The sequence below is a fragment of the Allobosea sp. CS1GBMeth4 genome, from assembly GCF_900185715.1.
Taxonomy (GTDB): domain Bacteria; phylum Pseudomonadota; class Alphaproteobacteria; order Rhizobiales; family Beijerinckiaceae; genus Allobosea.
The window spans coordinates 1-11,306 of sequence record NZ_FYAS01000049.1; the positions used below are offsets into that span (position 1 = coordinate 1).

An 11,306-nucleotide genomic window follows, 5' to 3' on the forward strand; every position below is an offset into this window, starting at 1 on the left:
GCCGCCGACTTACCAATCGGCCTAAACGCCTAGCGTTCATATGAAGCGCAGTAGAGCGGCCCCGCACACCGGCGGCGCCGTCTCGATGGCCGCGTTATAGGAGGAACCCCCGAACCATGTCAACACGGTTCTTGAAACTTTTTCGACAAAGCCGCCTCGGGTCCAGGAATTCCAGACAATACAAGGCCTTAGCCTTTAATCGGCAAATCGCATCCGTCGATCGGCCGTCGCAGCGGTCGTCTCCCCCCTGACGAGCCGGCTGCCGGGGCTGCCCGCCGGGCCTTGCCCGGCGCCTCGCCAATGCTCATACCGGATCGGGCCGGCGCCATGGCCGCGATCCCCAACCCGCCTGCGTTCCGTCATGGGTCGACCGATGAGCAACTCCCTCCTCTACCTCTCCCGCCAGGACGTCGAGGCCTGCACCGTGACGCCGCGCGAGGCCCGCGAGGCCGTACTCGGCGCCTTCCGCGACCACGCCGCCGGCCGCAGCCAGAGCCTGCCGAAGAGCGCCCTCGCGCTCGGCCCGGGCCACGCCTTCCAGGCGATGACGGCGGCCTCGCGGGCGCAGGCGATCGCCACGGTGAAATGGGTCGCCTCCGCGCCGACGCAGCCGGGCAGCCCGGTCCCCAGCGTGAGCGCGCTGATCTGCGTCAGCGACTATGCCACCGGGACGCCGCTCGCGATCATGGACGGCGACGAGATCACGCTGGTGCGCACCGCCGCCCTCTCGGCGGCGGCCGCCTCGCTCCTGGCGCCACCGAATGCGCGCAGCATCGGCTTCGTCGGCTGCGGCCTGCAGGCCCATGCCCATCTCGCCGCGTTTCGCGATCTCTATCCCGGCCTCGAGACCGCGCTGATGCTGAGCCGCAGCCGGGGCTCGGCGGAGCGCCTGGCGCAGGCCGCGGCGGCGCAGGGGCTGGCGACGGAGATCGTCGAGGATGCCGATGCGCTTCTGTCCCGCAGCGACCTCGTGATCTCCATGGTCCCCGCGGCACCGGCACTGCGCCCCTTCCTCGACGCAAGGCGGATGAAGCCCGCGGCCTTCGCCGCCGCCGTCGACACCGGCCGCAGCTGGCTGCCGGAGGCGCTGCCCGCCTTCGATCTCCTCGTCACCGACAGCCTGGCCCAGTCGCAGGCCCCCTATGACGTCGCCGGTCAGCCGGTGGCGAGCGTCCGCTTCGGCCATGATCTCACCACCCTGGCGCAAGCGCCGCTCACCGGCGCCGGTGCGGGACGTTCCCTGTTCTGCTTCCGCGGCTTTGCGCTGGCCGACCTCGCGCTCGCGCATCTCGTCCTGGAGAAGGCGCGCGCCGGCGGTATCGGAACCTTCCTGCCGCGCTAAAGAAACGAAAGCCGGACGATTTCGGGCGGGGGCGCAACACGACGCCACCCGAAATGCGACTCCGCCTCTCGCCGAAGAGCTGGAGCCGCATCACGGCGGAAAGCCGGTTCGCGCCTTTCGCATCCGGCTCTTGCAACCCCGTCATGCGCCGGCTTTCCCTTCGCGCGCCGGCAGCCTACCTTTCCCGGTATCGAGGCGTTCCGGACAGGCGATGGCGATGGCGAAGGGTTCCGACCTCCTGGTAGCCGCCCTCGAGAACGAGGGCGTCGACCGCATCTTCGGCGTCCCGGGCGAGGAGAATCTCGACGTGGTCGAGTCGCTCCGGACCTCGAGGATCGAGCTCGTCCTGACCCGGCACGAACAGGCCGCGGCCTTCATGGCCGCGACCCATGGCCGGCTGACGGGGCGCCCCGGCGTCTGCATCGCGACGCTGGGCCCCGGCGCGCTCAATTTCTCGACCGGGGCGGCCTATGCCCATCTCGGCGCCATGCCGATGATCCTGATCACAGGGCAGAAGGCGATCATGAGCGCCAAGCAGGCGCGCTTCCAGATCGTCGACGTGGTCGCCTCGATGAAGCCGCTGACCAAGATGACGCGCCAGATCGTCAGCGGCGCCAGCATTCCCTCGGTGGTGCGCGACGCCTTCCGCGTCGCAATGGAGGAGCGGCCCGGCCCGGTGCATCTCGAACTGCCGGAGGACATCGCCGGCGAGGAGATCGCCGAGGTGCCCCTGATCCCGGTGCATCCGCTGGAACGGCCGGTGGCCGACCCGGCCGCGATCACGCGCGCGGCCGAGATGATCCTGGCGGCGAAGCGGCCGCTGGTGATGATCGGCGCGGCCGGCAACCGGCCCAGGCTGGTCGAGCCGCTCTCCGATTTCGTGCGGCGGATGCGGCTGCCCTTCTTCAACACGCAGATGGGCAAGGGCGCCGTCACCGGGGGCTCGAACCTCTATATGGGCACGGCGGCCCTGTCCGAGGGCGATTACGTCCATCAGGCGGTCGATCGTGCCGACCTGATCATCGCGATCGGCCACGACACCGTCGAGAAGCCGCCCTTCCTGATGAAGAGCGCTGGCGGGCCGAAGGTGATCCATGTCGGCTACCAGTCGGCCACGGTCGAGCAGGTCTACCATCCCGATGCCGAGGTGATCGGCGACATCGGCGCGACGGTCGCGGCGCTGGCCGAGCGGCTCGGCGGCCGGCTGGAGGCCGATCCCGCAATGCTGGACCTGCGCCAGAAGATCCTCGGCCATCTCAACGACCGGGCCGAGGAGGATCGCTTCCCGATCACGCCGCAGCGCATCGTGCACGACATCCGCGCGGTGATGCCGGAGGACGGCATGGTCTGCCTCGACAACGGCATGTACAAGATCTGGTTCGCGCGGAACTACCGCACCCATGTCGCCAACACGCTGCTGCTCGACAATGCGCTGGCGACGATGGGCGCCGGCCTGCCCTCGGCGATGATGGCGGCGATGCTCCATCCCGGGCGCCGGGTCATGGCGGTCTGCGGCGATGGCGGCTTCATGATGAACAGCCAGGAGATGGAGACCGCGGTCCGGCTGGGACTCAACCTCGTCGTCGTCGTCCTCAACGACAGCGCCTATGGCATGATCCGCTGGAAGCAGGCCGTCGACGGCTTCGCCGATTACGGGATGAGCTTCGGCAATCCCGATTTCGTCGCCTATGCCAAGGCCTATGGCGCCAAGGGCTCGCGCGTCGGCTCGGCGGCCGAGCTGGTGCCGACGCTGGAGGCGGCCTTCGCGGGCGGCGGCCTCCATCTCGTCGAGGTTCCGATCGATTATGCGGAGAACACCCGCGTGCTCGTCGAGGAGCTGCGCAACAAGACGCCGGATATCGAGCTGGCCTGACCGAACGCGCTCAACTCCGCTGAGACTTGGCCGTCATTCCGGCCGGAGCGAAGCGGAGCGCCGGAATCCACCACAGGGCGCTGAGCTCCATGATGGATTTCGGAGCTGTGCTGCTTCGCAGCTTGTCCGGAGCGACGGCACGCGCAGAGCAGCACAACACAACTCCGGAAGCCCGAAGGAGACCAAGATGCTGACAGTGGTCCAGGCCTATGACCGTGTGCCGGTCGCGGAGATCGCCACCGACGATGCTGCGGCGCTCGAAGCCAAGCTGCAAGCGGCCGACGCGGCATTCCGGGACCGCGACGCCTGGCTGAAGCCGCATGAGCGGATCGCGATCCTGCGCCGGCTCGCCGAGCTGCTGTCGGCCAGGCGCGACCATTTCGCTCTCCAGATCGCGCGCGAGGGCGGCAAGCCCCTGACCGACGCGATCGTCGAGACCACCCGCGCCATCGACGGCGTCCACAACGCCGCCGACGAGCTCCGGAACTTCGCCGGACGCGAAATTCCGATGGGTCTGACGCCGGCGGCCGCCGGGCGCTGGGCCTTCACCACCAAGGAGCCGATCGGCGTCGTCGCGGCGATCTCGGCCTTCAACCACCCGCTCAACCTGATCGTCCACCAGGTCGCGCCGGCGATCGCGGTCGGCTGCCCCGTCATCGTCAAGCCGGCGAGCACCACGCCCCTGTGCTGCCGCGACTTCGTCGCGCTGGTGCACGAGGCCGGCCTGCCGGAGCCCTGGTGCCAGATGTTCCTGCCGGAGAGCAACGAGCTCGCCGAAGCGCTCGCCACCGACCGGCGCGTCGCCTTCCTCAGCTTCATCGGCTCGGCCAAGGTCGGCTGGCATCTGCATTCCAGGCTCGCCCACGGCGCCCGCTCGGCGCTGGAGCATGGCGGGGCGGCGCCGGCGATCGTCGACCGCAGCGCCGATCTCGATCGGATCATCGAGCCCCTGGTCAAGGGAGGCTACTACCATGCCGGCCAGGTCTGCGTGTCGACGCAGCGCATCTACGTGCATGAGGCGATCGCCGACGTCTTCACCGAGCGGCTGGTGGCGCGCGTCGCCAGATTGCGGACCGGCGACCCCGTGCTGAAGGAAACCGAGGTCGGCCCGCTGATCCTGCCGAAGGAGGCGGACCGGGTGGCGAGCTGGATCGCGGAGGCGGTGCAAGGCGGGGCCAGGCTCGCGCTCGGCGGCAAGCGCCTGTCCGAGACGACGCTGGAGCCGGCCGTGCTGCTCGATCCCGCCGCCGATGCGAAGGTCTCGCAGCTCGAGGTCTTCGGCCCGCTGGTCTGCGTCTACCGCTACAGCAAGCTCGACGACGCCATCGCCCGGGCGAATTCGCTTCCCGTCGCCTTCCAGGGCAGCGTCTTCGCGCAGGACATCGACGTCGCCCTGCATGTCGCCGAGCGGCTCGACGCCTCGGCGGTGATGGTCAACGACCCCACGGCGTTCCGCACCGACTGGATGCCCTTCGCCGGCCGCAGGGAGTCCGGCTACGGCACCGGCGGCATCCCCTACACCATGCGCGACATGACGCAGGAGAAGATGATCCTGCTGAACCGGCGCTGAGACGGCATTTCCGGGCCTCGCCGCAGTCCGGGCCGGCCGAAGGCCCGAGCCCGGAACCCCATGACAGAGCGCTCGACGCAGCAGCCGCCCGCCCTTGGCGAGCGCCGGCCCGGCCTCCGTCAGCGCGACGAGATCGACCCGGTCGCCGCCGCCTGCTCCGGCTCGTCGTCGCCGCCATAGGGGTCGGCCAGCGCGGCCTGCGGCTGGCTGATCGCGACCTTGCCCGCCACCATGGTCTGCATCCGCTCGGGGCCGAGATCGCGCAGCAGCTTGCGGAAGCTGCGGTGCATGCCGCCATCCATCAGCGCATAGCTCGTCGCCGGCAGGCTGTCGGCGAGTTCGGCGAGGCGCGTTTCGTCGCGCGCATTGCGGGCGGCGACCAGCGGCTCGACCTCCGGATCGGTCTGATAGGCCGGGCAGGGCGCGCCCGGCACGAGGGCGGAGGCGTCGCCGGCCGGATTGAAGACGTAACGGCCGCCGCAGGTCGCGACTCGCGGCGGCTGCCGCGTCGCCTCGAAATGATCCGAGCCTTCCTTGAGATTGCGCCAGAAGGCGATGTGCGGATTGGCGCGATGGCGCGCCAGGTTCTCCGGCGTCATCCGGAAGGGGAAGGCCTGGACCTGAAAGCTGCGCTGGCCACCGGCGAAGGCCTCGCGCGCCAGGGCGTAGATCTCGGCGACGCCCTCGTCCGTCATCGCGTAGCAGCCGGCGGAGGTGCAGGCTCCGTGCACCATCAGGGCCGAGCCGGTATAGCCCTGCGCCTGCTCGAGCGCGTTGGGGTAGCCGAGATTGAACGACAGGTAGAACTGCGATCTCGGATTCATCAGCTCCGGCGTCACCGTATAGAAGCCCTCCGGCGCCTGCCGGTCCCCCTCGCGCTTCTTCGGGCCGAGCTGGCCCGACCAGCGGCACATGGGATAGGTCTTGAGCAAGGCGTAGCGGCCGGAACGGTCGCGCTTCCAAATCTCGAGCTCGCTCTCCTTCTTGTAGAGGCGAACGAGGATCGGATCGGCCTGGCTCATGCCTTTCGCCGACATCTGCGAGACCAGCGCGGCCGGCAGCGGCTGAAGATGACGGCCGTCTCCCTCCATCCCGACACAGGACGAGAGCGCGATGGCGGCGGCACCGAGCAGCGCCAGGCGCCGGCAGCGTCGGAAGAGGGTCGTGACGGACATGGCAGCGACTATCGCGACCCGGCGCTAACGCTTGGTGAACGGGGCGGCCTCGCCGCCACTCCGAGCCAGCGCCGGACGCGAGCCTTGTAGGCGAGGTAGGGCTCACCGAGCGAGGCGGCGAGCACGCGCTCCTCGATGGCGACCTGAAGCCTGATCGCCAGCAGCAGCGCCAGGGTCAGCGCCGCCTGGACGAGGCTCGGCAGCACGATGACGAGGCCGATGAAGAGCAGCCCCTGCCCGAGGAAGACCGGATTGCGCGAGAGCGCGAAGGGGCCGCTGTCGACGATCGCGCCCACCTCTCCCTCGGCCGCGCCGATGCGCCAGGAGGCGCCCATATAGCGCTGCGAGAGCAGCGCCGCGCAGGCGCCGATGACGACGAGCAGATGGCCGAGGACGTCGAACCACGGGCCGTCCAGCGCGGCCGTCAGCGGATCGCCTGTCACAGGATTGCCGAAAGCGGCGAGCCAGAGCGGCCAGAGCACGGCCCCGGCGAAGGCGAGACGGAACAGCAGCGCCGGCAGCGTCTGCTTCTCGCGTCCCCTGCCGAACAGCCAGACCGAGCGGCCGGCCTCCTTCGCCAGGATCGCCGACATGGCGAGAAAGCTGATGACGTAGACGACGGCCATCAGATAGCTGGCGATCTCCATGCCGGACATCGGCAGCCCCTCAGCCCGCCTTGCCGGCGTCGAAGCGCAGCAGGCGCAGCGCATTCGCGGTCACCAGCACCGTCGCGCCGGTATCGGCGAGGATCGCCAGCCAGAGGCCGGTATAGCCGAGCACGCTGGTGACGAGGAACACGGCCTTCAGGCCCAGCGCGATCGCGATATTGGCGCGGATGTTGCCCATCGCCGCCCGCGCCAGCCGGATCAGCGCCGCAACGTCGCGCACGCGGCTCTTCAGCACCGCGCCGTCGGCCGTCTCGAGCGCGACATCCGTCCCCGAGCCCATGGCGACGCCGACATTGGCAGCCGCCAGCGCCGGGGCGTCGTTGATGCCGTCGCCGACCATCATCACCGGCGCCTCCCGCGCCAGCGCCCTGATGGCGGCGACCTTGTCGTCCGGCATCAATTCGGCCTTGTGCTCCAGGCCGAGCGCGCCGGCGATGGCGGCGCCGGTCCGGGCATTGTCGCCGGTCAGCATCACCGAGCGGACGCCGAGCGACTCGAGCTCCGCGATGGCGGCGGCCGCGTCCTCGCGCGGCTCGTCGCGCAGGGCGATCAGCCCGGCGAGCTCGCCATCGGCGACGATGGCGGCGACCGTCTTGCCGGCGGCCTCGAGCCGCTCGACCGCCGCCAGCGCCTCGTTATCGAAGCCGGCCCGTTCCCTGGCATGGCGCGGCGCGCCGACGAAGATGGCGACGCCGTCGAGTTCCCCCGTGACACCCCTGCCGGCGAGCGCCGCGGCATTGGCCGCGGGCCGCACCGGCACGCCGTCCGCCCTGGCGCGGGCGAGGATGGCGAGCGCGAGAGGATGGCTGGAGCCGGTCTCGACAGCCGCCGCCAGTTCGACGACCTCGCGCTCCCCGCGGCCGAAGGCGACGATCTCGGTGACCCGCGGCTCGCCTTGGGTCAGCGTGCCGGTCTTGTCGAAGGCGACGATGCCGGCCCGCGCGGCCGCCTCGATCACCACACCGCCCTTGAGCAGCAGGCCCTGGCGCGCGCCGGTCGAGAGCGCCGCCGCGATCGAGGCCGGCACCGAGATGACCAGTGCGCAGGGGCAGCCGATCAGCAGCAGCGCCAGCGCCCGGTAGATCCAGACCGGCCAGTCGCCGCCGAAGGCGAGCGGGGGGACCAGCGCGACGAGGATGGCGAGGCCGACGATCGCCGGCATGTAGAGGCGCGAGAAGCGGTCGATGAAGCGCTCGGTCGGCGCGCGCGCCTCCTGCGCCTCCTCGACCAGGCGGATGATGCGGGCGATGGTGTTGTCCTGCGCCGCCTTCTCGACGCGCACGCGCAGCGTCGCCTCGCGATTGACCGAGCCGGCATAGACCTGATCGCCGACGCTCCTGGTCCTCGGCACGGATTCGCCGGTGACCGGACTCTCGTCGACGCCGGAGATCCCGTCGGTGACCGCGCCGTCGGCCGGGACACGGTCGCCCGGGCGGACCAGCACGATCTCGCCGAGCTTCAGCGCCGCCGCGTCGACCTGACGGATCCGGCCACTCTCCTCGACCAGGGCGGTCCTGGGAACGAGGTCGCCGAGCGCGCGGATCGAGGCGCGGGCGCGGTCGGCGGCGACGCCTTCCAGCACCTCGCCGACGGCGAAGAGGAAGACGACCAGCGCCGCCTCCTCGGCCGCGCCGATGACCAGCGCCCCGGCCGCGGCGATCGTCATCAGCATCTCGATGGTGAAGGGCTGGCCGAGGGCGGCCGCGGTAACGGCGCGCCGCGCAACCGGCACGACGCCGACGAGGCAGGCGGCGACGAAAATCCAATAGGCGCCCTCCGGCGCGGCCAGCCTCACCAGCCAGGCGCCGGCGAGCAGCGCCCCGGTCGACAGGACGAGCCGTGCCTTGCCGGTCCGGTACCAGGAGATGCCGGGCGGCGTCGGCGCGTGACCGTGGCCGGCTGCCTCGCCATGGGCATGGTCGTGGCCGCGGGCGTGCTCGTGGTCATGAGCGTGGGCGGGCTCGCCGCAACCCGAATGGTCATGACGGTGCTCGTGCCCGCGCGCATCGCACCCGTGGCCATGGCCGCAGCCGCTGCTCGCCCCCGTCCCGGGCGCGGCCGCCGGCCTCGTCGTATAGCCGAGGCTGGCGACGCGCTTCTCGACCGTGTCGCGCCGGGTGCGGCTCTCGTCGAGAGCGAGCGTCAGCGTCTCCGACATCACCGACAGGCGGACATCGGAGACGCCGGGCAGGCGCTCGACCGCGCCGCGGATCTTGGCCGCGCAGCTGGCGCAATCCATGCCGCCGATCGTCCAGGACAGCGTTTCGGGTTCGGTCTTGGCGGCGGGGGCCATGCGTCGTCTCCGCTTGACGGCGTTGCGGGACCACCTAGCTACAACCTATAGCCACTAGAGCTTCAAGAGGAAAATCATGCCGCCGACGAAACCCCTGGATCGCGTCGTGCCGATCGGGACCCTGGCGGAGCGGACCGGGGTCAAGGTCGAGACCATCCGCTATTACGAGCAGGTCGGCCTGCTGCCCGAGCCGGAGCGTTCCGAGGGCAACCAGCGCCGCTATGGCCGCGCCCATGTCGAACGGCTCGCCTTCATCAAGCATGCGCGCGATCTCGGCTTCGCGGTCGAGAGCATCCGCACCCTGCTGCGGCTTTCGGACACACCCGGCATGCCCTGCGACGAGGCGCATGCGATCGCGGCCGGCCATCTCGGCGAGGTCCGCGAGAAGATCGCGCGGCTGCGCTCGCTCGAGGCGGAACTCGCCCGGATCGCAACGGTTTGCTCGGGCGGCGTCGCCGCCGCCGACTGCGCCGTCATCGAGGCGCTGGCCGATCACGGCCGCTGCGAGCACCACGGCCACTGAGCCCCAGGCGAGATTGCTCCCGCCCGGGTCGCGGCGCGATCCGGCCCGCATGTGCGCCAGCGCAAATTGACGCGGCCGGCAGTCATGCTATCGAAACGGCAGGAGAAGCCCTCTTGTCCGCATTGCGCCGCAGAACAGGGATGAGACGCTGGGTCGCGCTGGCCGCGGCCTATCTCCTCGTGCTGCAGGCGATCTTCACGGGCCTCGCCTCCGGCGCGAATGCGGCCGGCTTCAACCTCGACCGGTCGCTGGCGATGACGCTCTGCGCCGGCGGCGAGAGGCCGATGGACCAGGGCGACAGCGCCGCGGCGCATGCCCTGACGACGTGCTGCATGCTCGGCTGCGCCTTCTCCGGCACGGGTGCGCCCGCCGCTCCGGCCGATTTCCTGCCGGTGGTGCATCGCACTGTCGACCTCGTCGCCTTCCAGCGCCGGCTCGACCTTCCCGCCGGCTTCGTCGCGGGCCGCTCCCCGGCCAATCCGCGCGCGCCGCCCGCGAGCCTCTGACCGGACGGGCCCGCGCGCCAGCGCCCCGGCGTGCGGCGTCCTGACGGCCGTCAGCGGCCTCTTCCACCATTCCCCATGCCAGCGCTGACGGCCCGGCCGCCGCGCGCCCTCCCGAATCCATACCGCCCAGAGCGGCTGCGCCGGCCATGCCGGAGCCATCCGCAAGGAACCCTCGACGATGAACTCCCTTTCGCTCGCCGCCCTCGCCGCGGCTGTCATGGCCGGCCCGGCCCTGGCCCATGTCACCCTCGAAACCCAGCAGGCCCCGGTCGGCTCGACCTACAAGGCGGTGCTGCGCGTGCCGCATGGCTGCAACGGCGCGGCCACGACCAAGGTCCGCATCCGCATCCCGGACGGCGTGATCGCGGTCAAGCCGATGCCCAAGCCGGGCTGGACCCTGGAAACGACCAAGGGCAAATACGGGAAGGCTTACGACTATTACGGCACGCCGACCGCCGAGGGCGTCACCGAAGTCAGCTGGAGCGGCGGCAAGCTGCTCGACGAACACTATGACGAGTTCGTCCTGCGCGCCTATCTCACCACCGATCTCAAGCCCGAGACCACGCTGCATGTGCCGGTGGTGCAGGAATGCGAGGGCGGCGGGGTCGAGCGCTGGATCGAGATCCCCGCGGCGGGCAAGTCGGCGGACGACTACAAGTTCCCGGCGCCCGGCCTGAAGCTGACACCGAAGAAGTGAGCGGCGCGGCCGGAGCCCATGCCCGGCCGCCTTCCAGCATGAACCGGCTCCTCCGCCCATTGCTCGCCCTGCTCGGCCTCGCCGTCGCCTCGCTCGCGGCGGCGGGGCAGGCGCATGCGCATGCCGCGCTGACGACGAGCGTTCCGGCCGACGGCGCGGTCGTCGCCCGGGCTCCCGCGACGTTCGGCCTGAGCTTCAGCGAGCCGGTCTCGCCGCTGGTTCTGACCCTGCTCGGCCCCGAGGGCGCGAGCCGCCGGCTGACGCGCTTCACGCTCGCCGACCGGACGCTCACGATCGCAGCGCCGGACGATCTCGGCGAGGGCACGCATGTGCTGAGCTGGCGCGTGGTCTCGGAGGACGGCCACCCGGTCGGCGGCTCGGTGATGTTTTCGGTCGGGGCACCGGGCCCGGCGCCGGCCGCCGCTGCGATCCAGACCGAGCCGGCCGTCCGCGTCGCGCTCTGGCTCGGCAAGCTCGGGCTCTGCCTCGGCCTCGCCCTCGGCATTGGCGGCGTGGCCTTCTCGGCCTGGGTCGCGCCGCTGCCCGCCGCCGCCCGGCGGCCGGTCGCCGGCTTCCTTGCGCTCGGCCTCGTCTCGGTGCCGGCCGCCTTCGCGGCGCAGGGGCTCGACGCGCTGGCGCTACCGCTCTCCGGCGCGAAA

At 71.0% G+C, this 11,306-nt stretch carries 10 protein-coding genes; 7 read left to right on the forward strand and 3 right to left on the reverse strand.

The window, feature by feature from the left end:
- Nucleotides 1-373 precede the first annotated feature (373 nt).
- The 3 genes from CS1GBM4_RS22600 (at nucleotide 374) to CS1GBM4_RS22610 (ending at nucleotide 4,785) form a co-directional block, all read left to right on the forward strand.
- Entirely contained in the window at nucleotides 374-1,342 is a 969-nt protein-coding gene (locus CS1GBM4_RS22600) for an ornithine cyclodeaminase family protein (protein ID WP_186421023.1), read from the forward strand.
- A 217-nt stretch (nucleotides 1,343-1,559) separates the two neighbouring features.
- Nucleotides 1,560-3,215, forward strand: coding sequence for an acetolactate synthase large subunit (locus CS1GBM4_RS22605; protein WP_186421024.1), 1,656 nt, complete (start codon nucleotides 1,560-1,562; stop codon nucleotides 3,213-3,215).
- 187 nt (nucleotides 3,216-3,402) lie between these two features.
- Entirely contained in the window at nucleotides 3,403-4,785 is a 1,383-nt protein-coding gene (locus CS1GBM4_RS22610) for an aldehyde dehydrogenase family protein (RefSeq protein ID WP_186421025.1), read from the forward strand.
- Nucleotides 4,786-4,904: 119 nt separating this feature from the next.
- Here the strand turns inward: CS1GBM4_RS22610 and CS1GBM4_RS22615 are convergent, their stop codons facing one another.
- From CS1GBM4_RS22615 to CS1GBM4_RS22625, 3 genes are read right to left on the reverse strand one after another with little or no spacing between them, the layout of a single operon-like run.
- Nucleotides 4,905-5,960 carry a murein L,D-transpeptidase family protein gene (locus tag CS1GBM4_RS22615; RefSeq protein WP_186421026.1) on the reverse strand — a complete coding sequence of 352 codons (1,056 nt, stop codon included), beginning with the start codon at nucleotides 5,958-5,960 and terminating at the stop codon, nucleotides 4,905-4,907.
- A gap of 8 nt (nucleotides 5,961-5,968) precedes the next feature.
- A complete protein-coding gene (locus tag CS1GBM4_RS22620; RefSeq protein WP_186421027.1) occupies nucleotides 5,969-6,616 on the reverse strand; it encodes an isoprenylcysteine carboxylmethyltransferase family protein in 648 nt (215 codons plus the stop codon).
- Between the two features lie 10 nt (nucleotides 6,617-6,626).
- On the reverse strand, nucleotides 6,627-8,921 hold the full coding sequence (locus CS1GBM4_RS22625) for a heavy metal translocating P-type ATPase (RefSeq protein WP_186421028.1): 2,295 nt from the start codon (nucleotides 8,919-8,921) through the stop codon (nucleotides 6,627-6,629).
- Nucleotides 8,922-8,997: 76 nt separating this feature from the next.
- On the opposite strand from CS1GBM4_RS22625, the gene CS1GBM4_RS22630 reads away from it, so the two are divergent.
- From CS1GBM4_RS22630 to CS1GBM4_RS22645, 4 genes are all read left to right on the forward strand, one after another.
- Nucleotides 8,998-9,444, forward strand: coding sequence for a helix-turn-helix domain-containing protein (locus tag CS1GBM4_RS22630; RefSeq protein WP_186421029.1), 447 nt, complete (start codon nucleotides 8,998-9,000; stop codon nucleotides 9,442-9,444).
- Nucleotides 9,445-9,584: 140 nt separating this feature from the next.
- Nucleotides 9,585-9,950: a hypothetical protein gene (locus CS1GBM4_RS22635; protein ID WP_186421030.1), complete on the forward strand. Its 366-nt coding sequence runs from the start codon at nucleotides 9,585-9,587 to the stop codon at nucleotides 9,948-9,950.
- A 178-nt stretch (nucleotides 9,951-10,128) separates the two neighbouring features.
- Nucleotides 10,129-10,647 (forward strand): DUF1775 domain-containing protein, encoded by a 519-nt coding sequence (locus CS1GBM4_RS22640; protein ID WP_186421031.1) that lies wholly within the window; start codon nucleotides 10,129-10,131, stop codon nucleotides 10,645-10,647.
- A 38-nt stretch (nucleotides 10,648-10,685) separates the two neighbouring features.
- A partial coding sequence (locus CS1GBM4_RS22645) for a copper resistance protein CopC (protein ID WP_186421032.1) occupies nucleotides 10,686-11,306 on the forward strand: 621 nt, incomplete at its 3' end.

What these genes read in the sequence shown, in the direction of transcription:
- CS1GBM4_RS22600 (WP_186421023.1), top strand. Translation starts at nt 374, where the DNA reads ATGAGCAACTCCCTCCTCTACCTCTCCCGCCAGGACGTCGAGGCCTGC.
- CS1GBM4_RS22605 (WP_186421024.1), top strand. Translation starts at nt 1,560, where the DNA reads ATGGCGAAGGGTTCCGACCTCCTGGTAGCCGCCCTCGAGAACGAGGGC.
- CS1GBM4_RS22610 (WP_186421025.1), top strand. Translation starts at nt 3,403, where the DNA reads ATGCTGACAGTGGTCCAGGCCTATGACCGTGTGCCGGTCGCGGAGATC.
- CS1GBM4_RS22615 (WP_186421026.1), bottom strand. Translation starts at nt 5,960, where the DNA reads ATGTCCGTCACGACCCTCTTCCGACGCTGCCGGCGCCTGGCGCTGCTC.
- CS1GBM4_RS22620 (WP_186421027.1), bottom strand. Translation starts at nt 6,616, where the DNA reads ATGTCCGGCATGGAGATCGCCAGCTATCTGATGGCCGTCGTCTACGTC.
- CS1GBM4_RS22625 (WP_186421028.1), bottom strand. Translation starts at nt 8,921, where the DNA reads ATGGCCCCCGCCGCCAAGACCGAACCCGAAACGCTGTCCTGGACGATC.
- CS1GBM4_RS22630 (WP_186421029.1), top strand. Translation starts at nt 8,998, where the DNA reads ATGCCGCCGACGAAACCCCTGGATCGCGTCGTGCCGATCGGGACCCTG.
- CS1GBM4_RS22635 (WP_186421030.1), top strand. Translation starts at nt 9,585, where the DNA reads ATGAGACGCTGGGTCGCGCTGGCCGCGGCCTATCTCCTCGTGCTGCAG.
- CS1GBM4_RS22640 (WP_186421031.1), top strand. Translation starts at nt 10,129, where the DNA reads ATGAACTCCCTTTCGCTCGCCGCCCTCGCCGCGGCTGTCATGGCCGGC.